This is a genomic window from Corynebacterium sp. MSK012 (assembly GCF_030232435.1).
Lineage (GTDB): Bacteria > Actinomycetota > Actinomycetes > Mycobacteriales > Mycobacteriaceae > Corynebacterium > Corynebacterium jeikeium_D.
In genome coordinates, this window is record NZ_JASPJU010000006.1 from 78,829 (window position 1) to 98,509 (window position 19,681).

A 19,681-nucleotide genomic window follows, 5' to 3' on the forward strand; every position below is an offset into this window, starting at 1 on the left:
CACGACCACTCGTCGACAGGACATTCCAACCGTGCTGCAGTCACCACAAGCCAACGCTGAGCCCACCACTGCAGAGACCCGACTGCGCCGCAATCGAATCGCATCAGTAGTTCTCATCATCGCCGTAGTGCTAGTCGTCGGTTGGATATGGGTCGCTTCTCCGGCTCGTAAGGTCGATCGCACTGAATCCACGGCACCGACGAGCAGCACAGCGCAAGCCCCGGCCGCGAACGATCCGGAGGCAATGCCACATACTCTCCGGCCGGTGTGGTCCACTGAATCGTCGGCAAGCACAAGCACGCACACCATCTCCCCGGCGCCACTGGTGATGGACAACTCCCTCATCGTTGCTGAGAACAAGGGCGTGCGTGCTATCTCGCTTAACGACGGCACGGAGCGCTGGCACTATCGACGAGATATTCCGCTTTGTGCGCTCTCGGGCAGTGATGGCCAAGTTTTCGCGACTTTTCGTGGGGCAGCTGGCTGCGGTGAGACCGTTGCACTCAAGCCCGACTCGGGGCAGTATGTCGCGACCCGTAAATCGATTGCGGCTGACAGCCCTGCCGCCGTGCGCTCGAACTCATACGCGGGTGTCTACGACTCTGGATTCCTGGAGCTGTGGCGCTCTGACCTGGTCCGAGTAGTCGAGTACGGCAAGATTCCAGCGTCTCCGGAACCGAAGATGCAGCCGCATCCGGAGTGTTCGATTATCAGTGCGCTCACGCGCGTGGAGCTGCTGGCCGTCGTAAACAACTGCGATGGTCACGGGCGCCTGGTCATGCAGGCGGCAAATCCGGAGGAGTCTCGGAAACCGGAGGTCAAGAGCGATATTGACCTTGGTCCGGTAACTGCAGATATGTCACTGGTATCGATTGGCCAGGACACGGCGGCGGTACTGTCAGACAATCGCATCCGAGTTTTTCGTATGGACGGCACGATGCTGACTGAATTGGCGCTGGATGAGACTACCCTGCGCCCAGCACCGGCGGAAGCTAACTCCAACGGCGATGCCCCGCGTGCGCCTTTTACAACGGATCTTCCCCATCACATGACGTGGTGGTCGCCGCGTGGTTTACTGGGCTTCCGCCCGAGCACCCTGGCGCCGGATTTCGAGTTTCCTGAGGCCACAGGAACCCCAGCTCCATGGGGTGAGCATGTTTTCATGCCAGTCGCTGACGGAGTCGCGGTATTGAATGCCAAGACTCTCGAGATTATCGGCACACTCCCGTTGCCTGCAGCTGCGAAGTCCACTCATGCAAATAATGCGGACAAGCCGGAAGTGCCCGTGCGCCTTGCGGTTGTCGGTGACACGCTACTAGTTCAGCGCGGTGAGTCAGTCGACGCGTTCGCCATCGAAGCTTAGAAAGAGCGGGCAGCCCAATCAATCGCCTTCGGACTAAACATACAGGCCAGCGCAGCAATTGAAGCTGCCGCCGTCGGTAGAGCAAGCAGAAAAGCGCTCGAGCGGAACATGTAATAGGCCACGCCCAGCAAGCAGAGGTTGAGCATAATAATCGGCCCGCGCCCCCATCGGGCGCCACGCAGCAACATAATCGCACCAGCGAGAACAGCGCCGAAAATGAGAAGGAACCACAGCGCGGTACCCCAACCGGAAATGACCGCGGCCTCGTCGCGGTACCCCATCAAATCACGAATGAGAAGGAAGATCCCGTAGCCCAGACCGAGGGCACATTCGGCGGCACCAATCCACGCACCGACCATAACAACCTGAGGTGCGGCGATCGGCCCGTCGGCTGCCGCAAGCTGGTCGGTAGTACGCGATTTGGGCGCATTGCTGCTGTTTTTCTGGTTACTCACGCCCTACATGTTAGCCCGGTGCGAACCGATGAATACACCCTGGAGGCATACCGGCTAATGCGCCCATCACAAGTCTGCTCATGCACTATTCTTGGTGCCTGTGCGTGCGTTGCTAATCTCCAATCCGAATTCGACCAGTAACACTGCTCGACGTATGCCCCGCGTTGTGCGGGCGCTTCGCTCGGTCGAGGGGATTCGCTTAACATCCATGTTTACCGCCTACCCTGGCCATGCTGCAGAAATGGTGGCGGGTAAAACGGTTCGCGATTACGACGTCATTATTTCTCTCGGCGGCGACGGAACCATTAACGAGATTGTCAATGGGCTCATGAACTCCAACCCATTCTCCGCACTGCCTGCCACTGACCTGCCTGCCATCGCGACAATTCCCACCGGCAGCGCCAACGTTTTGGCAGGTGCGTTGGGTATTCCCCGCGACCCCGTAGATGCCGCGTGGTACATCGCAAGTCTGCTGCGCTCCCGAACCCGCAGCACTATCAGCGTTGGACATGCAGCGGAGCGATGCTTCGTGGTCAATGCCGGTATCGGCATCGATGCGGAAGTCATTTCCACCATGGAACAGCTCCGACAAAACGGTACCCGCGCCAAAGCCGTGCGCTATTTGCCGGCAATTTTCACCGCATGGAATCAGTTGCGCAAAAGCCCGCCACAAATCACCGCAACTACCGACGGCACGGAGTTTGGCCGTGATCTCGCAATGGCCGTGGTGTCCAACTCCAATCCCTGGACATTCCTCGGCGACCTCCCCATCGTCACCAACCCCACTGTGTCCCTACGCAGGGGCCTGGGCTTTTATGGCTTCACTTCCCTGAGGGGAGTGACGGGACTTGTCGCCGCAGCCAATTTAGCCGGTTTCTTCACCCGACTGCGTTCCCCCTTCCACGTCGAAGCCCGCGAACGACGCGTCGACAACGTCCAGCACATCGAGCTCACCGCTACTGCCCCACTTCGTCTCCAGTTGGACGGCGAGTACATCAATCAGTGTGAGTCCCTCAACATCCGTGTTAAGCAAGGCGCTATCAATTTTGTGGCGCGTGCCGACGATTACACCGAGGACCAGTTCACCAAGAAAGTCGCTACCCGCCCCGTGGACGAGCGCTTGCTCGTTGTGGTGACCAAAAAGGTCATGGATCGCACACGCCGACTGTTCAGTACTAGCCAAAAGACCGAGACAAACCCGACTTAAGCTGCAACTGTTTACTGACAAGCCAACAAAAATGCGCCATACACCCTCACTACTGCAATTACCAAAACTAAAATCACCCCCACAAGGGGCTAGTTTTGACCTGGCGTTTTAACCAAAACTTCACTTTTCTGTGAGGTTTTGCACTTTTATTCATTTTGCTCTTTACGAACCGCCCCAGTCGTGAAAACATGTAAATCGTCAGCGAGACAGGCACGCAGTTCACTGGTTGTGTAACCATGCAAGTCTCGCCTTTTTAGGCGCAAACTCTTTGGTGAGTCCCCACTACCTTTCACGTCGTATATGCGATGGAACAGGTGGCCCCTCCCAAGATGCCTAATACCCCTGGGCAACCGGGAATGAACCCCAACCTTCGTTGAGATACGGCGATTTGTCGTGTCTGACGAAATCCATTTCCGGAGCTGCCTTCCCGCAAGGAAATTTAACCCTGCCCTCACCCGGGGCTCGTAATGTTTTAGGAGTTTGTCATGGATTGGCGTCACAAGGCCGTTTGTCGTGAAGAGGATCCGGAGCTGTTCTTCCCGGTCGGTAACTCCGGCCCGGCTCTCGCCCAGATTGCTAAGGCCAAGGTCGTTTGCAACCGTTGCCCCGTTACTGCTCAGTGCCTGGCCTGGGCACTTGAGACCGGCCAGGATGCAGGTGTCTGGGGCGGCATGAGCGAGGATGAGCGTCGCGCACTGAAGCGCCGTCGCAACCGCGGCCGCACCCGTCGCACTCGCACCAGCACCACGGTCTAATTAAAGGACTTACCCTCGTACCGTGTAATCTATACCGGTTGATACCTGTTTAACCCGATAGAAAGAGAGCCCAGCTATGAGCAAGCGTGGCCGTAAGCGCAAGGACCGCCGTAAGAACAAGGCTAACCACGGCAAGCGTCCGAACAGCTAAGTTGCCCTTAGTTGCAGCAGTCTTAGCCATCACCGGCTAAGACATCTCACTCCACTCCAGCACAACTCGGTATTGCACCGAGGGACGGGGTGGAGTTTTTTATGCCTCCAGCGGATACCTCAACGGGTAGCAGGTCTGAAAGTGACTAGGTTTATGACACATGAATTGAATTCACCCGCGATTTTTTGTCATAAACCTAGTCACTTTCAACACCTTTTCGATGCCTCGTCGATACCGCATCCTCGCTTTCCGGATTAACCATCCGCCAGAACCTTACCAGCGAGTTTGGAGCCCAAACCCCACCGGAGTAACGTCTGAAAACAGAGCTTTTACAGCAGCTCCAGCTAGGTTGCTCGAAAGCAATGGGGCTATAGCTCAGTTGGTAGAGCGTCGCGTTCGCAATGCGAAGGTCAGGGGTTCGATTCCCCTTAGCTCCACAAATAGCTCCACAAAAATATCCCAGGCCACATCACCGTGACCTGGGATTTTCCCATTACGCATTACCGCATTACCGTATTACGCAACATCGCATTAAGCATCAAAGGAATACGCGCCAAAAGATGACGCACCAAAACCTAGCCGCCAGCAGCTACCTGCGGTACTCCACCCGCGTATAGGACACGCGAATCCGAGTGGTAATGCGCTGACGGAGGTCCTCAGGGGCAGGTTGCTGGCAGCACCGGCGTAGCAGCCGTCGTATAGCTTGCTCGGAACCGAACTCTTCTAAGCACTGAGGGCATTTGTGAATGTGTTCCTCGAGAAAGCGGCGTTCCTCCGAATCACACTCTCCATCCAAAAATGCGTGTAGGCGCGAGTGGACATCCTGACAGAAAGCATCTTCACAGGCGTGCCCGCGCTCTGGCGTCTGCTCCATATCTTGGCTCGACTCTCGGCTCATCGCGGAGAATCTCCCTTCTCTTCTTTCAAGAATCCACGTTCCGCGGCCACGTTGTGCAACGCGTCTCGGAGCTGTTTTCTTCCACGGTGGAGCCGACTCATCACAGTTCCGATGGGCGTGCCCATGATTTCGGCGATTTCCTTGTAGGGCAATCCCTCGACATCGGCGTAGTAGACCACCATCCGGTAATCCTCTTTGAGACTCATCAAAGCGTCACGAATTTCCTCATCAGGAAGCTTTTCCAGCGCTTCAACCTCAGCAGAGCGCAGCCCTATCGAAGTGTGCGACGCGGTTTCCGCGATCTGTGAATCCGTGATGTCATCGGTGGCGTACTCGGCAGGACGACGCTGCGCCTTGCGGTAGTTGTTGATGTACGCATTCGTCAGAATGCGGTAGAGCCACGCTTTCAGATTCGTGCCCGGCTTGTAGGAGCGGAAGCCCTGAAAAGCCTTTATATAGGTCTCCTGCACCAGGTCTTCGGCATCGGCGGGGTTGCGTGTCATCCGCAGCGCCGCTCCATAGAGCTGATCCAAAAGCGGCATGGCATCACGCTCAAAGCGCTGCGCAAGCTCCTCATCCGACTCATCAGTCCGGATGGCCGATGTTCCTGTCTGATCACCTGACATGCTACCTATCCTAAAACATCCTCACCCACGAGTCGGCCAGACCCCGTCACCAGGCATTTCGTAGCGTAGCTGCACTGGTGTGCAACGATGGGAAATTATGTCGAAGAAGTCCGCCAAAAAATCCGCTGCCGCCACCCCGGCCATCGCCTTCTGTCAGAACGCCGGAATCGACTTCCACGTTCACCAATTCCCCCACGGCAGCGACAACTTCGGCGAAGAGGCCGCCTCTTGGCTGCTCGAACACCTCGGAGTCGAGCCGGGACGCATCTTCAAAACTCTCATTATCGAACTATCCGGCAAACGCACTGGACTGGCCATCGCGGTCGTCCCCGCCACCGGAATGCTCAACCTCAAGGCCGCCGCCGCGGCCCTCAGTGCTTCCAAGGCCACCATGGCCTACCCCCATGACGCGTCACTTGCCACCGGCTACATTCCCGGCGGCATCTCCCCGCTTGGCGGTCGCCGCAAGCTTCCCACCGTCATTGATGAGACAGCTACGCTCTCCGACACTGTGTTTGTCTCCGGTGGTCGCCGCGGGTGGGACATCGAACTGTCACCCGCTGATCTGGTTTCGCTTTGCGACGCCACGGTCGCCGACATCGCCCGCTAACCCTGCGGCTACTCCTGCAACCTCCCCGCTGATACGGCCTTAAAACAGCTCCTCGTTGTGGCCGGGTGCTGCTCCATCGGGCCCATTCAGCAGGTGCGGCCCTTCATTCGCAACATTGCCGACGGCACGGTTGACCGGTCGGATGGTCAGCTTGTCCACCACCTTTGCGCTGGTCATACCGACATCTCCGTCTGCTGCCCAGGCCGAAAAATCCAACCAATCACTGACTTCGTCGTCGGCAAGCACGCGCGGCATACGATGATGCAGATTCGTGAGCTTCCCCACGGCGTCGGTGGTGAGAATTGTGGCGGAAACGATATCGCCCCAGCGCGCCCACAGCCCCGCGACGGTGAAAAGCGGTGCCTCATCGCCGAAGCTGACGAAGTAGGGCTGGCAACCCTTCCACTCATACCAACCATTCATCGGGATTGTGCAGGGCAGACCGTCGCGGAAAGTCGGTTTGGACTGCCAGGTTTCCGCGCGGGCATTGAAGAAAGGTGTCGTTGGCACTTCGCGGGCCCACTGCGGAATTAAACCCCAGCGCACGGTGGCGGCAATGGTTCCTGTGCGGCCGGGGTGCTCGCGGGCAAGCGCAACTATTGGCATGGTCGGTCCGATGTTGTAGCGGGAGGTGGGCAACGGGCCGTCGGCACGCACGGGCGCCAAACCGGGAATCTCAGCCGTGGTGCTGAGCAGTTCTTCGGCGACTGTGAAATTGACGAAACGACCACACATACCAACTGATTGTGCCGTTGACTCCCCCTCTAGTCGAGGTATGGAGTGAAAGTGTTCCATAATTGGTTGTGTGTGTTCCCAAAATCAGAATTGGTCCGCCCCTACTGTAAGTGTCGACGGTGCCGAGGCCGGTCGACAGCCTTTTAGCGCCACGGTGCAGATTGCCGGCTCGAAGTCGATTACGAACCGTGCCCTTGTCATCGCGGCGATATCTTCGACACCATCGGTTATCCATGGTGCTCTGCGCTCTCGCGATACCGATCTTATGATTCGCGCACTGCAGGCCCTGGGAACTGACATCAGTGCCGACTCGACATATTCGGGTGCCCCGAACCACACGCTCCGCGTCACTCCACGCATGCTTCGCGGTGGTGTCGTGGAATGTGGTCTCGCAGGTACGGTTATGCGCTTCGTGCCACCTATCGCAGCTCTTGCGCAGGGGTCGGTGTTCTTCGAAGGCGACGTAGAAGCCAAGGCTCGCCCGATGTCGGCCGTGCTGGATGCCCTGCGCAGCCTCGGTGTGAACATCGCGGGCAATGGGCTTCCCTTCACGGTCAATCCGCAGGGTCCGAATCAGGGCAACCGCCTCGGTGACTCGGTCCAGGAGCAGGATCTGCCGGACATCGGCGGCGAAGTGGAAATTGACGCTTCGGCTTCGAGCCAGTTCGTCTCTGGCCTGTTGCTGTCAGCACCGCGCTACGGCCGTGGCCTGGTACTTCGCCCGACCGGTGAGATTCCTTCCCGCCCACACATTGACATGACCCTGGACATGCTTCGCGAGGCCGGTGTGCAGGTCGAGGAGACCACGGCCGACACACCTGAGGGACCACGCACAACGTTCACCATTCACCCGACCGAAATGATGGGTCGTACTTGGCAGGTCGAGCCTGATCTGTCCAACGCCGCCGCCTTCCTGGCCGCTGCGGCTGTCACTGGTGGCAGCGTCACCGTGCCCGACTGGCCAGAGCACACCACGCAGCCGGGCGACCGCATCCGCGAGATCCTCACCGCTATGGGCGCTACCGTGACGTTCAACCGTCACGAGAGTGGCCGCACCAGCCTCACCGTCGTGGGCCCAAAGCCGTCCGAGCTGCGCGGAATCACGCTGGACATGTCCGAGATTGGCGAGCTGACCCCCACCGTCGCGGCCATCGCCGCCTTGGCCACTACCCGCACCGAGCTGACGGGTATCGCACACCTGCGCGGTCACGAGACCAACCGTCTCGCCGCGCTCACCACGGAAATCAACCGTCTCGGCGGTCGCGCCACCGAGCTTGACGACGGCATTGCGATCGACCCCGTTCCGCTCCACGGTGGCCTCTGGCACAGCTACGCCGACCATCGAATGGCCACCGCTGGTGCCATTGTTGGCCTGCGCACGGAGGGCGTGGAAGTCGAAAATATCGGTACCACTGCTAAGACCATGCCTGGATTCGACCTGCGCTGGCTGGAGATGCTCGGACTGGCCTCCCCCAGCCCTAGTTCGTTGGAAAAGTCAGTCGAAGCTCGACTTGATGGTGTGGACAACGGAACCGAGGCAGGGAAATAACAGTGGCGGCACGCAGGCGTGGACGGCAATGGGACGAGTCCGATGTACGCATCCGCCCCGGTAAAGGGTCGCGACCACGGACGAAGGATCGCCCCCGCCACGCCGATGCCCACTGGGGCATGGTGGTGACCAAGGATCGTGGTCGTTGGGGTGTAGTCCTCGATAACAACCCTGATGTTGCAGTGACATGCATGCGTGCCCGCGAGCTCGGCCGCACCAATATCGTTGTCGGTGACCGTGTCGGTGTCGTAGGCGATGTCAGCGGCCGTGCGGGCACACTGGCCCGCATCGTCAAGCTGGCAGAGCGCAGCACGGTTTTGCGTCGCACCGCCGATGACAATGACCCGTATGAGCGCATCGTCGTGGCCAATGCCAGCCTGCTGCTCATTGTGTGCGCAGTCGCCGATCCTGAACCTCGCACCGGTTTTGTCGAACGCGCGCTGGTCGCGGCCTACGCCGGCGGTGTCCGCCCCGTGCTCTGTCTGACTAAATCCGATCTGGCCGACCCAGAGGAATTTGCCGGGGAGTTCTCGGCACTCGGAGTGGATGTCGTTGTCTGCGGTATTAATGATGACTTGGCTCCTCTGTCAGAACTCATCGATGCCCCAGGACGAGTGACAGCTTTGGTTGGGCATTCCGGCGTGGGGAAATCGACCCTCGTCAACCGGATTGTTCCCGAAGCCAACCGTGAGACCGGCGAAGTCAGTGGTGTGGGTAAGGGCCGCCATACCTCCACGCAGTCGGTGGCGCTGATGTTGCCGTCGGAAAGCGATGACGATGCGGCGTCGTGGATTATTGATACCCCGGGCATTCGTTCCTTTGGTCTGGCTCATGTGACACCGGAGACGCTGCTGGCGGCGTTTCCAGATATCCAGGCAGCGACAGATGAATGCCCACGTGGTTGCACCCATTTGGGGCCGCCCGCGGATCCAGAGTGCGCCCTCGACAAGCTGGAGGGAGTTCAGCACCGTCGAGCGATGGCCGTGCGTCGCCTGTTGAGCGCCATCAGCGACAACGAGGATTGGGAGCTGGACATTGAAAGAGACTAGCCACACCGATTCTGTGGAGACGCCCGCTGAAGCCTCGGCTGGAGCTGAGGCGGACAACGCGGGCTCCGGTCTCTACCCCGCTCCCGGCAGTTGGATTCGGCTGTGTATCTACACGCTTATCGTGGGTCTTGCGACGGGGCTCGGAGCTGCCGGGCTCGCGCTGATCATGCACGGCATCGAGTACGCGGTCTACGGGCAGCACGAGGGTGACGTAGCGGTCGTAACCGATGGCACCACTGGTTTACAGCGCTTTGTCGGAATTGTGTTGGCGGGGCTGATTGCAGGACCAATCTGGGCAGCTCTTCGCACAAAGGCGAAGCCTGTTGAAAGCGTTGAAGCGGGCATGCACGGCCGCCCCATGCCTGTGTGGTCAACTCTTGTCAATGTGTTTTTGCAGATGGCGACTGTCGCTGCAGGTGCATCCATGGGACGCGAGAATGCCCCGCGTGAGCTCGGTGCAATGGTGGCCTCGCAGATGTCGCATCGACTGCGCATCGATCCACTACACCGCCGTATTTTGGTCGCAGCAGCGGCCGGTGCCGGCCTGGGGGCGATTTATCACATCCCGTTGGCTGGAGCGGTTTTCTCGTTGGAGATTCTGCTGGGCTCGCTGAGTATTACCGCGGTGATGGTGGTGCTGGCGTGTTCAGCCATTGCCACGGTGACGTCGGGCATTGTGGTCGGCAGTAGCCCGCTCTACAGCCCAATTAATCTCTCGGACGGCTGGGGCAACCTCGGTGCGGCACTGCTCCTCGGCGTTATCTGCGGCGCCATTGGCTACGCATTTCGCATTCTCAGCTCGCGGATGTCGGACAAAGCACCGACTGGCTGGCATTCTGCCTGGGCCATCCCCCTCGCATTCACACTGGTTGGTGTGATTTCACTGTGGGTTCCAGAAGTGTTGGGCAATGGCCGTATCGCTGCGACCACAGTTCTCATGGATCGCCCGCTGCTGGGTTTTGCAGTCATCCTGCTGATTGCGAAAGCTGTCGCGGTTCTCGTTACTTTCCGTTCGGGGGCCGTCGGTGGGCTCTTGACTCCCGGCTTTGCCCTTGGCGCGCTCAGCGGTTTCATCGTCGGCTGCTTCGTACAGCCATTGATGCCCTCAGTTCCGCTGAGCGACTTTGCGATTCTCGGCGCGGCGGCCTTCCTGTCGGCGTCCATGGCAGCTCCACTTTTCGCACTGATCGTGACAGTGGAGTTTACCGGCCAGAATTCCTCGGCTTACTTAGCGCTCTTCCTCGCTGGTGCAACTGCGACGCTGACCGTGACCATGATTCGCGCCTGGCTGCGGCTGCCCCACAAGCAATCAATGCCATGGAACCGCGAACCGGCAGTCGCGGCTGCGGTCCGCAAGCGGATCGAGGACTAACCGCGCGCAGCAGTGTGCGTCGAGCGACCTGTGTAGGCCCGGACAATTTCCCGGACACCTGGGCGAAGACGGCGGAGCATTCGCAGGCCCGTCGCTAAGCCCTTGCGTTGCGGGGAACTGGACTGGAGCTCCGCTTCAACCTGCGGATATTTCTTGAACGCCGCCTCCGAACGTACCTCTGGGGCGTTGTCCGGGTCAGCGACTAAGAAGCGATCCGGCAGCGACAACTTCAGCAGCGTGCGCTGGACCTGGAAGAACTGCTTCGGGAACGACCCCGTGTTGTATGGCAGGTCGTATTCCCGGCAGATCTGCTGAACCTGCTTCGAAATCTGCGCGAGCCTGTTGGATGGCATGTCCGGGAACAGGTGGTGCTCAATCTGGTAATTCAGATTTCCCGAGAGCACCGACAGCGCCAGCCCACCGTGGAAGTTCGCCGAGCCCAGCATTTGGCGCAAATACCACTCGCTCTTGTCCTCGGTGTTGTACTGCTCCTTGGTGAAAGTCTCGGCATCATCCGGGAAGTGTCCGCAGAAGATGACGGCGTAGGCCCACAGATTACGGGCTAGGTTGGCCATCATGTTCGCAAACGCCACTTCGCGGTAACGCGAACCCGCCATCGCGGGGAAGAGAACGTAGTCTTTGAGCACCTGGCGCCCCGACTTGTTGAGCACCTCCATGAGCTGCGGTCGGGCCTCATCCCAGGATTTCTTACCTGCGAACACGCGCCCGAGCTCGACGTCGTAGAAGGCCACTGCCCATTGGAAAAGGCTGGCCAACACCACGTTTGTCACCGGCTGCAGCAGCGTCGATGGCTTCCAACGGCGGTCACGAGTCACCCGGAGAATGCCGTATCCCACATCGTTGTCCATACCGAGCACGTTGGTGTACTTGTGGTGGACAAAGTTGTGGGAGTGCTTCCACCCGCTGGATGGGCAGGAATTGTCCCACTCCCAGGTGGCCGAGTGAATCTCGGGGTCATTCATCCAGTCCCACTGACCGTGCATGGTGTTGTGTCCGATTTCGAGGTTTTCCAAAATCTTTGCCAGCCCCAGCGCTGAGGCACCCGCCCATTTGAAACCCCAGTGCGCGGTGTTCTTCCACGACTTCGGCAGCATCCCTAATTTGTTTAAGGCCATGCCTGCCGTCGGCACCATCAGCAGACCTCGACCAGTCACCTCAAGGGTGCGCTGAATGCGGATGAGCGTGCGGATGTAGCGAGCATCCTTCTGTCCCAGCGAATCGCGGTGTTGCTTTTCGATTTCCTCAAACCGACGCCCAATCTCTGCGACGTCTTCTTCGCTCAAGTGCGCATACGATGCGATATCGGAAATTGCCATGGGAAGGGTCCCAACTCCTTTAGGTAGTTTCTCCTGGTTAATGCAGGTTGAGATAGATGTGGGGCGAACTTACAGTTCGATACGCGCGTGCCCCGCCGGCGCACAGACGCACGTTCGGACCCGCTCCCCCGCCACAAACGTCGCACCGGTGCGGATGTCCCGTGCTGCGCCGTCGGAGAGCTGCTGCACACACGTCGCACAAATTCCCATCCGACAGCCGTACGGCAGGTCAACCCCGACGCTCTCTGCCGCCTCCAGGATGGTGGTTGCACCGTCTACGCCGATATCGCCTCGGCTGCCGAAACTCACCGTGCCGCCGATCTCCCCCGCCGCCGAGCGGTCAACGGTGAAACGTTCCGTCCGCAGCCCGGGAAACTCCGGCTCAAGGTTTTTCAGCAGTTCAACCGGACCACAGGCATAGGCGCTTGCCGACGATGCCAGCGCTCCAAAGTCAGCAATGATGTCGGTAACCGCCGCAGCGTCAATCCGCGGCTGCGTCTCCGTATTCCGGGCATGCAGGCGATACTTCAACGCGCTAGTAGCACTGCGCTGTTCCAGCTCGCGAAGCTCATTGACAAACACAGCTTCTGCCTCGCCGCGGTAGGAGTGAATGTGCTCGACTTCCACTGAGGCATTGCGAGCTGAAAGATCACGCAGCATGGAAATCACCGGAGTTACGCCGGAGCCTGCGGTAACAAACGCAATGCGGGCTGGGAGCGGCTCCGGAAGATGGAAATCCCCAGCCGGGGCAGCCAGGCGGACGACAGTACCCGGCTTGACATTGGCGACGAGGTGTTGGGACACGTAGCCGTCGTTGAGCGCACGGATGTTGATAGTCAGCAGCCCGTCATGAGGCCGCGGCGCATTTGTCAGCGAGTAGGAACGCCACAGGTATTTCCCCTTGACCTCTACGCCAAGTCCGATGAACTGGCCTGGCTTGAAGTCTGTTGGCATCCCCCAACCCGGACGGATTATCAACTCTGCTGAAGTAGGAGATGTGGGATTGATGGCCTCAATCTGACCGCGCAGCTCGCGACTTGACCACAGCGGATTTAGCAAATGCGTGTAATCATCGGGCAAAAGTGGCGTGGATAAATGCTTGAATACCCGGGAAACTTTGGTCTTAAGCCCCATTTTTGGCCCTCCTGACTGTCACGGGCGAACAAGTAATAACGCTGTTCATCAGTAGGCATGCCCCACCCGATTCATTATTACGTGTCCGTAGGTTACTTAGACGTAGACTACGGAGCGGTAAGTTATTGGTCAAGAGAAACAAATGATTTTGACACAAATAGCGAAATTGTCATTACCCCCACTCCCGTGCGAAACACCCCCTTTGACATGGAGCTTATCCACACAAAACAATCCCGTCTTTTATACCCCCACTGAAAACACTTGTGCCATACAAAAAAGGGGCTGGGTTCCTAAACCCAGTCCCCTTCTTTAACGCCGAGCACGCGCTACTACAGGAAGTCGACCACCATGCCGAGCTCAGCTACGTCGTACCACGCCAGCGGGATCTCCAGCGCATCGCCGACAGTGAGCTCCGCATCCTCGTCACCGAGATCTGCCTTATCGACGGCATCAATCGCAGCCTCAACCTTGCTTTCCGCCTCTTCCACATCAATGTGGAGAGCTGCAACGTCGGCAAGCGAAATTGGGCCGCCGACCTTAACCACAGCATCTCCCATATCCGACTGCGGCTCCGCCTCCACATCAACGGAAATGACCACTCGACGGTGCGGGAACTTCTCTTCTGCGGCATCGAGCAGACGGAGCGACGCACGCGCAGCCTCATCAAAGGCTACGTCTGCCAGTTCCTCATCATCGCCCTCAGTAAAGAAATCGCGCAGCGCTTCAGTGACAGCAAAGCCCCAACCACCGCGGGCGTGGAAGAGCTCATCCTCCTTAAGCGCCTCAAGCATGGAGAAAGTCGCTGGGATATAGACGCGCATTAGAACTCGCCCTCGAGACCCAGCAGACCGGCAATCTCGACCACTGCGCGGTCGAACTGCTGATAGAAGACTCCCACCATGCCGTTAGAGACGGCCGCATGGATGTTCTCAATCGAATCATCTACCAACACGCAGTCCCGTGCCGGCAGTTCAATAGCCGCAGCGGCTGCATTAAAAGCCTCTGCCGAAGGCTTCTCATGGCCAATTTCACCAGAGAGCACAACTGCGTCTACCAGGCCCTCATCTTCGAGCTTGCGAATCGGATCCGCCGATGGGCCACCTGGGTCATTCGACAGGACTGCCAGGCCAACACCATTTGCACGCGCCTCTACCAGCAAATTACGCCAACGTGCCTGGTCTTCATCCGTGCCGTCAAGGACACCACAGTAATCGATAATCATTCCGCGCATGGCCTGTAGTTTATCGCATGACCTGCACGTTTGCCTTTTTCCAGTTCAGCGTGTTAATTGGCTGTTCGTTACGCCCATTTGTAGACGACCAGAACGGCCTTGACGGAAACCGATAGGACCATTAACAGCGAAACACTCAGCCCATTTCGCGACTGCGCCTTCTCCACAATCCCCCCACGCCGGCCGTGAATTCCCCTTCACAAGCTGCACACTTAAAGCACTTGTAGGACAATGGTCTTCAGCAAGGGGGAACTTGCCAATGGAGAGTTTTTAGGGGGATTAATCCATGGCACCAACGTCTCACGTACCAAAATCTCAGACACCGATGCCTTACGCGCTGTCGCACGCCGCTGAGCACCGCTCCAGTGGCAGGGAATCCATTGAACCGGCAACGGGCTTTTCGCTTCTCCACACAATTCAACTCGGCCAGTCAGCTAATGCCGCCGCCTCTCAAACCGCAAAAGTGGCACCGACCTACAGCGGATGCTCGGCTGCCACCGGAGCCGCTGTCATGACGGCATTACCGCCCGTCGCGGCCGCTCCTGCTGCAAAAAAGACGCCGCAAACACCGCACGTCGTCCAGCACTGTGAACAGAATCTGAGACAGGAGCTTGGCACGATTACTCGCCGCGTCTTCGACATCATCGCGGGTCGCAGGCGAGTCAACGATCTACGTCGCATCAATATCGACCCGATTATTCACGCTGCGATACTCACGCTGTCGAAAAACACCAGCCTCAAGGGTGTCGCGTTGCAATCCTTTCACGCCAGCGCTTCCGCGGACGGCAAGAAGGTCGAGTTCCTGGGTAGTTGCCGTGTCGGTCCGCGCGTTCGCGCGTTCACGGGCACTTTCCGCCGCGGAACAGCAAAAACGCGGCCATGGACCATGACCGCGTTTCGGGTGCTTTAGTGCTTAGCGACGGCGCTTGCGAGCCGCCTTCCGACGCTGCGCTCGGTTGCCCTCAGACTCTTGATCCACGCGCTGCTGCTCTGCACTGCCGTCCTCGCTGGGACCGGAGTAGGTCATCTGCTGATTTTGCTCAGCAGCTTCCGTCGGCAGAGCTGGAGCCTGATTCTCCTGTCCCTCAGTGTTTTCCACTGCGGGCATAACCTGCTTACGGATTAGGAACAGCTGACGAACCGATTCTTCCTTGATGCCGTCCATCATCGCGGTGAACATGTCGTAGCCCTCACGCTGGTACTCCACCAGCGGGTCAGCCTGGGCCATGGCGCGCAAGCCAATGCCCTCCTTGAGGTAGTCCATCTCGTAGAGGTGCTCGCGCCACTTCTGGTCCATGACGTTCAGGATGGTGAAGCGCTCGATGTTGCGCATCTGGTCGTCGCCGCCAATTGCGGAGACCGCATCCTCAAGCTGGTCGTAGCTGGCCGAGATGTCCGCGTGCAGAGCCTTGGACAGCTCATCGGCCGAGAGGTCACCCGGGGTACCGAAGTCAGAGCCATCAATGAGCTCTTGCGCGGTAAACGTCGGGCTATAGAGCTGCTCAAGGGCATTCCACAGCTCGTCGAGGTCCCAATCCTCCACGTAACCGTCAGCGGTGGCACCGTTGACATACGCATCGACTACGTCGTCCTGCATGTCACGGACCTGAGTCTTCAAATCCTCACCTTCGAGGATGCGACGGCGCTCAGCGTAGATGACCTTACGCTGCTGGTTCATAACCTCGTCATACTTCAGAACATTCTTACGGATTTCGAAGTTCTGGCTTTCCACCTGAGCCTGGACGCTCTTAATGGAGTTGGAGACAACCTTGGAGTCGATAGGAACGTCATCCGGGACATTCAGAGTGTTCATCAGCGCTTCCATGCGCTGGCCGTTGAAGCGAACCATGAGATCATCGCGCATGGACAGGTAGAAGCGGGTAACGCCCGGGTCACCCTGACGACCGGTACGACCACGCAACTGGTTGTCAATGCGGCGTGACTCATGACGCTCAGTACCCAGGACGTAGAGGCCACCGGCCTCACGTACCTTGTCAGCTTCTTCCTTCGACTGCTGACGAACACGCTCAATCTCAGCGTCCCACGCCTCTTCGTAGTCTTCCGGAGTTTCCACCGGGTCCAGACCACGAGAGCGCAGATTCAGGTCAGCGATGATGTCCGGGTTACCGCCCAGCACAATGTCAGTACCACGACCGGCCATGTTAGTTGCCACGGTAACGCCTCCGAGGCGACCCGCCACTGCGACAATCTCAGCTTCCTTCTCGTGGTGCTTAGCGTTCAGCACAGAGTGAGGAATACCTTCGCGCTGCAGGAGCTTGGAAAGGTACTCGGACTTCTCAACTGACGTCGTACCAACGAGAACTGGCTGGCCCTTTTCGTGGCATTCGCGGATGTCCTCGACAACAGCGGCAAACTTTGCCTCCTGCGTCTTGTAAATCAGGTCGGGCAGATCCTCACGCTGCTTCGGGCGATTCGGCGGAATCGACATGACATTCAGCTTGTAAATCTGGTGCAGCTCAGCCGCTTCGGTCTCAGCCGTACCGGTCATACCGGACAGCTTGTCGTAGAGGCGGAAGTAGTTCTGGAGCGTAACGGTTGCCAGCGTCTGGTTCTCGTTTTTAATCTCCACCCCTTCCTTGGCCTCAATTGCCTGGTGCATGCCCTCGTTATAGCGACGGCCTGCCAGCACACGACCGGTGAACTCATCGACAATGAGGATCTCACCATTACGAATAATGTAATCCTTGTCGCGGGTGAACAGCTCCTTGGCCTTCAGGGCATTGTTCAGGTAACTGACCAGCGAAGAGTTTTCCGGAGCATACAGGTTGGCAATGCCCAGCTGATCCTCAACGAATTCAACACCCTCTTCACGAATACCGATGGTGCGCTTTCGCTCATCGACTTCGTAGTGAATATCGCGCTTCATACGCGGCACGATCTTGGAAAACGCCAGGTACCAGTGTGGATCGCCATCTGCCGGACCGGAAATAATTAACGGGGTACGGGCCTCGTCAATCAGAATCGAGTCAACCTCATCGACGATGGCAAAGTGGTGCCCACGCTGCACCAAATCGTCGAGCGAATGCGCCATGTTATCGCGCAGGTAGTCAAAGCCGAACTCGTTGTTCGTGCCGTAGGTGATGTCGGCAGCATAGGCCTTGCGGCGCTGGTCCGGGCTGAGCTCAGAGAGAATCACGGAAGTCTCAAGCCCCAGGAAGCGGTGGACTCGACCCATCCACTCCGCGTCACGCTTAGCCAGGTAGTCATTAACCGTAACGACATGAACACCCTTGCCTGCCAACGCATTGAGGTATGCGGGCAGCACACAGGTCAGGGTCTTACCTTCACCAGTACCCATCTCGGCAACGTTGCCGAAGTGCAGTGCCGCACCGCCCATAACCTGGACGCGGTAGTGCTTCTGCCCCAGCACGCGCCAGGATGCCTCGCGCGCCGTGGCGAAAGCATCCAGCAGCAAATCGTCTACATCGGCACCGTCAGCCAGCTGCTTCTTAAACTCCTCGGTCTTGGCACGGAGTTCATCGTCTGAAAGAGCTGCGTACTCGTCTTCCTTGGCGATGACCTGATCTGCAATATTGCCAAGCCTCTTGACAGCGCGGCCTTCACCAATGCGGAGCAACTTGCTGAGCGAAAACACTAAATTGGGACCTTTCCGGCCGATTCACGTCGAACTTTAATGTGCAACGGTTGATTATACGACGAACCCGCCTTCCCTTCTAAGAGAAGACGGGCTCATGTGAGCAATTACTTACCAATACACAGCTCTGCGCGGTATTGCGTGCTCTTTTCGGTGAAGACTTACTTCTCGTCTTCGTCTGCCAGCTCAATCAGACCGTAGTCGTATGCGTGACGACGGTAGACCACGGACGGACGAGAGGTTGCCTCGTTAACGAAGAGGTAGAAGTCGTGACCGACGAGCTCCATCTCAGACAGAGCATCTTCCACCGTCATCGGAGTTGCGGAGTGCTGCTTGGTACGCACAACCTGGCCCGGGGTCACGTCCTCAACCAGATCCTCGTACGGATCAGCCTTTTCCGGAGCCGCTGCCTCAGCCTCTGCAACCAGCGAAGCAGTTGCCTCGCCGACGGACATCGGTGCACGGTGGCCAGAACGGCTAATCTTGCGGCGAGCCTTCACCTTACGCAGGGAGCGCTCCATCTTGCCCAGAGCAGACTCCAGTGCCGCGTAGAAGCTATCTTCCTTCGCTTCCGCACGAGCCAGGTGCCCCTTGCCAGTAGCGGTGATCTGAATACGGTCAGAGCGGTCTGCACGGCGCGGATTCGGCTCGTGCTGGAGCTCCACGTGGAAGAAGGTCAAAGTCGGGTCAAGGCGCTCAATCTTCGCCAGCTTCGCCTTAACACGATCTGCGAAGTGCTCTGGAACCTCAACATTGCGCCCGGTGATGGTCACCTGAGCGTTCGGGCTGAGTACCTCGTTGTTGTCAGCAGGTGTGGACACTTGCTACCTACCTCCCGGTATGGCCACCGCCCTTCCGTAAGCGGGATTACTCACGGCGTCTACGGTGACGAGTCTTTCTGCACCCCCAGGATACAGTTCCGGGGGTAACCAATGCCACGTTCCCCTCGTTTATTTTTCGCTTGCCGACGACACCCCTGCGTCTACGCCCGGGCGAGCACCAACACCATATCGATGCGAATCCCCAATGACGCTGCCACCAACTCGGTTTCCGCTGCAGTGGCACCAGTGGTGGCCACATCATCAACCAGAATTACTGTCGCCTGCGCACAGCGTTGTCGCAGCTTGTCGCTAATTCCGTGCTTGAATTGCGCCAGCGGCACAATGTGGCCAGAAAGATTTCGTCTGCGTTGAGAAGCCCCCAGCTCCGCGGAATCCCGCGTGCGCCCACCAATGCGTACCAGGGGCAATACCGAGCTGGAGGGGAGCTGACTGCAAGCAAAGTCGCAGGCAATTGTTACCGGGTCCCCACCCCGTTGTCGACGGGATGACGATCTTGTCGGCGCGGGAATCAAAATGACGGGGGTAATTTCTGGGGGCATTATATGGCCGTCAGAAGCCAGCCTTCGTACCGCAGCGGCGAACACGGCCCCCATGATTCGTCTGGCTTCACCACTGCCCCGTTCTTTGGCCGACAAAATGAGATGTCTCCTCGCACCCGAGTACGGACCGCAGGTCCACGCTGCTGCGCGTAACGCAGCCCGCGGTGAAAACCGCACTGGAGGTTGCTGAAGATCGTCCTTGCAATCGCGAC

The 19,681-nt window shown here is 58.5% G+C and carries 20 protein-coding genes and 1 tRNA gene; 10 read left to right on the forward strand and 11 right to left on the reverse strand.

Going from position 1 to position 19,681, the window contains the following annotated elements; all coding sequences use genetic code 11:
• Positions 1-31 precede the first annotated feature (31 nt).
• Entirely contained in the window at positions 32-1,363 is a 1,332-nt protein-coding gene (locus tag QP977_RS05190) for an Rv3212 family protein (RefSeq protein WP_070603433.1), read from the forward strand.
• On the opposite strand, the gene QP977_RS05195 is transcribed toward QP977_RS05190, so the two are convergent.
• On the reverse strand, positions 1,360-1,818 hold the full coding sequence (locus tag QP977_RS05195; protein WP_255456332.1) for a hypothetical protein: 459 nt from the start codon (positions 1,816-1,818) through the stop codon (positions 1,360-1,362). The genes QP977_RS05190 and QP977_RS05195 overlap by 4 nt on opposite strands.
• A gap of 100 nt (positions 1,819-1,918) precedes the next feature.
• On the opposite strand from QP977_RS05195, the gene QP977_RS05200 reads away from it, so the two are divergent.
• The 4 genes from QP977_RS05200 to QP977_RS05210 all read left to right on the forward strand — a co-directional run bounded on the left by QP977_RS05200 (position 1,919) and on the right by QP977_RS05210 (position 4,368).
• Positions 1,919-3,025: a diacylglycerol/lipid kinase family protein gene (locus QP977_RS05200; protein WP_284847193.1), complete on the forward strand. Its 1,107-nt coding sequence runs from the start codon at positions 1,919-1,921 to the stop codon at positions 3,023-3,025.
• Positions 3,026-3,510: 485 nt separating this feature from the next.
• A complete protein-coding gene (locus QP977_RS05205) occupies positions 3,511-3,780 on the forward strand; it encodes a WhiB family transcriptional regulator (protein WP_016422223.1) in 270 nt (89 codons plus the stop codon).
• 76 nt (positions 3,781-3,856) lie between these two features.
• Positions 3,857-3,931 carry a 50S ribosomal protein bL37 gene (locus QP977_RS11020; protein WP_014300525.1) on the forward strand — a complete coding sequence of 25 codons (75 nt, stop codon included), beginning with the start codon at positions 3,857-3,859 and terminating at the stop codon, positions 3,929-3,931.
• 364 nt (positions 3,932-4,295) lie between these two features.
• A tRNA-Ala gene (locus tag QP977_RS05210) sits at positions 4,296-4,368 on the forward strand.
• Between the two features lie 152 nt (positions 4,369-4,520).
• On the opposite strand, the gene rsrA is transcribed toward QP977_RS05210, so the two are convergent.
• The gene (gene rsrA, locus QP977_RS10990) at positions 4,521-4,829 is read right to left on the reverse strand and encodes a mycothiol system anti-sigma-R factor (protein WP_016422222.1); all 309 of its coding nucleotides are present in this window, start codon (positions 4,827-4,829) and stop codon (positions 4,521-4,523) included.
• Positions 4,826-5,455 carry a sigma-70 family RNA polymerase sigma factor gene (locus tag QP977_RS05215; protein ID WP_070545775.1) on the reverse strand — a complete coding sequence of 210 codons (630 nt, stop codon included), beginning with the start codon at positions 5,453-5,455 and terminating at the stop codon, positions 4,826-4,828. The genes rsrA and QP977_RS05215 overlap by 4 nt, the downstream gene beginning before the upstream one ends.
• A gap of 97 nt (positions 5,456-5,552) precedes the next feature.
• On the opposite strand from QP977_RS05215, the gene ybaK reads away from it, so the two are divergent.
• A complete protein-coding gene (gene ybaK / locus QP977_RS05220; RefSeq protein WP_284847194.1) occupies positions 5,553-6,065 on the forward strand; it encodes a Cys-tRNA(Pro) deacylase in 513 nt (170 codons plus the stop codon).
• A gap of 39 nt (positions 6,066-6,104) precedes the next feature.
• Here ybaK and QP977_RS05225 read toward each other — a convergent pair whose 3' ends face one another.
• Positions 6,105-6,800: an SOS response-associated peptidase gene (locus QP977_RS05225; protein WP_070429787.1), complete on the reverse strand. Its 696-nt coding sequence runs from the start codon at positions 6,798-6,800 to the stop codon at positions 6,105-6,107.
• Between the two features lie 70 nt (positions 6,801-6,870).
• Between QP977_RS05225 and aroA the strand changes: the two genes are divergently transcribed.
• From aroA to QP977_RS05240, 3 genes are read left to right on the forward strand one after another with little or no spacing between them, the layout of a single operon-like run.
• Positions 6,871-8,349, forward strand: a complete 1,479-nt coding sequence (gene aroA, locus QP977_RS05230; RefSeq protein WP_065428883.1) for a 3-phosphoshikimate 1-carboxyvinyltransferase — start codon at positions 6,871-6,873, stop codon at positions 8,347-8,349.
• A gap of 2 nt (positions 8,350-8,351) precedes the next feature.
• Positions 8,352-9,398 carry a ribosome small subunit-dependent GTPase A gene (rsgA, locus tag QP977_RS05235; RefSeq protein ID WP_049172822.1) on the forward strand — a complete coding sequence of 349 codons (1,047 nt, stop codon included), beginning with the start codon at positions 8,352-8,354 and terminating at the stop codon, positions 9,396-9,398.
• Complete coding sequence (locus tag QP977_RS05240; protein WP_284847195.1) at positions 9,385-10,770, forward strand: chloride channel protein; 1,386 nt, start codon at positions 9,385-9,387, stop codon at positions 10,768-10,770. The genes rsgA and QP977_RS05240 overlap by 14 nt, the downstream gene beginning before the upstream one ends.
• On the opposite strand, the gene QP977_RS05245 is transcribed toward QP977_RS05240, so the two are convergent.
• From QP977_RS05245 to QP977_RS05260, 4 genes are all read right to left on the reverse strand, one after another.
• The gene (locus QP977_RS05245; protein WP_070595965.1) at positions 10,767-12,107 is read right to left on the reverse strand and encodes a fatty acid desaturase family protein; all 1,341 of its coding nucleotides are present in this window, start codon (positions 12,105-12,107) and stop codon (positions 10,767-10,769) included. The genes QP977_RS05240 and QP977_RS05245 overlap by 4 nt on opposite strands.
• Positions 12,108-12,176: 69 nt before the next feature.
• Positions 12,177-13,241, reverse strand: a complete 1,065-nt coding sequence (locus tag QP977_RS05250; RefSeq protein ID WP_070595964.1) for a flavin reductase family protein — start codon at positions 13,239-13,241, stop codon at positions 12,177-12,179.
• A 329-nt stretch (positions 13,242-13,570) separates the two neighbouring features.
• Positions 13,571-14,062 carry a DUF6912 family protein gene (locus tag QP977_RS05255; protein ID WP_049172814.1) on the reverse strand — a complete coding sequence of 164 codons (492 nt, stop codon included), beginning with the start codon at positions 14,060-14,062 and terminating at the stop codon, positions 13,571-13,573.
• Complete coding sequence (locus QP977_RS05260) at positions 14,062-14,472, reverse strand: HAD-IA family hydrolase (RefSeq protein ID WP_038627918.1); 411 nt, start codon at positions 14,470-14,472, stop codon at positions 14,062-14,064. Before QP977_RS05260 ends, QP977_RS05255 begins: the two co-directional genes overlap by 1 nt.
• Before the next feature lie 286 nt (positions 14,473-14,758).
• Between QP977_RS05260 and QP977_RS05265 the strand changes: the two genes are divergently transcribed.
• Entirely contained in the window at positions 14,759-15,382 is a 624-nt protein-coding gene (locus QP977_RS05265) for a hypothetical protein (protein WP_049172812.1), read from the forward strand.
• Positions 15,383-15,385: 3 nt separating this feature from the next.
• Here QP977_RS05265 and secA read toward each other — a convergent pair whose 3' ends face one another.
• The 3 genes from secA to QP977_RS05280 all read right to left on the reverse strand — a co-directional run bounded on the left by secA (position 15,386) and on the right by QP977_RS05280 (position 19,337).
• Positions 15,386-18,088: a preprotein translocase subunit SecA gene (gene secA / locus QP977_RS05270; RefSeq protein WP_187400008.1), complete on the reverse strand. Its 2,703-nt coding sequence runs from the start codon at positions 18,086-18,088 to the stop codon at positions 15,386-15,388.
• Between the two features lie 161 nt (positions 18,089-18,249).
• The gene (gene hpf, locus QP977_RS05275; RefSeq protein WP_016422210.1) at positions 18,250-18,909 is read right to left on the reverse strand and encodes a ribosome hibernation-promoting factor, HPF/YfiA family; all 660 of its coding nucleotides are present in this window, start codon (positions 18,907-18,909) and stop codon (positions 18,250-18,252) included.
• Positions 18,910-19,070: 161 nt separating this feature from the next.
• Positions 19,071-19,337 carry a hypothetical protein gene (locus QP977_RS05280; RefSeq protein ID WP_141698029.1) on the reverse strand — a complete coding sequence of 89 codons (267 nt, stop codon included), beginning with the start codon at positions 19,335-19,337 and terminating at the stop codon, positions 19,071-19,073.
• Positions 19,338-19,681: the final 344 nt, after the last annotated feature.

Bases quoted from the DNA above. Each gene is read 5' to 3' on its own strand.
- QP977_RS05260 (WP_038627918.1), bottom strand. From the start codon at position 14,472: ATGCGCGGAATGATTATCGATTACTGTGGTGTCCTTGACGGCACGGAT.
- QP977_RS05205 (WP_016422223.1), top strand. From the start codon at position 3,511: ATGGATTGGCGTCACAAGGCCGTTTGTCGTGAAGAGGATCCGGAGCTG.
- QP977_RS05250 (WP_070595964.1), bottom strand. From the start codon at position 13,241: ATGGGGCTTAAGACCAAAGTTTCCCGGGTATTCAAGCATTTATCCACG.
- ybaK (WP_284847194.1), top strand. From the start codon at position 5,553: ATGTCGAAGAAGTCCGCCAAAAAATCCGCTGCCGCCACCCCGGCCATC.
- QP977_RS05215 (WP_070545775.1), bottom strand. From the start codon at position 5,455: ATGTCAGGTGATCAGACAGGAACATCGGCCATCCGGACTGATGAGTCG.
- rsrA (WP_016422222.1), bottom strand. From the start codon at position 4,829: ATGAGCCGAGAGTCGAGCCAAGATATGGAGCAGACGCCAGAGCGCGGG.
- QP977_RS05225 (WP_070429787.1), bottom strand. From the start codon at position 6,800: ATGTGTGGTCGTTTCGTCAATTTCACAGTCGCCGAAGAACTGCTCAGC.
- QP977_RS05255 (WP_049172814.1), bottom strand. From the start codon at position 14,062: ATGCGCGTCTATATCCCAGCGACTTTCTCCATGCTTGAGGCGCTTAAG.
- QP977_RS05245 (WP_070595965.1), bottom strand. From the start codon at position 12,107: ATGGCAATTTCCGATATCGCATCGTATGCGCACTTGAGCGAAGAAGAC.
- QP977_RS05265 (WP_049172812.1), top strand. From the start codon at position 14,759: ATGGCACCAACGTCTCACGTACCAAAATCTCAGACACCGATGCCTTAC.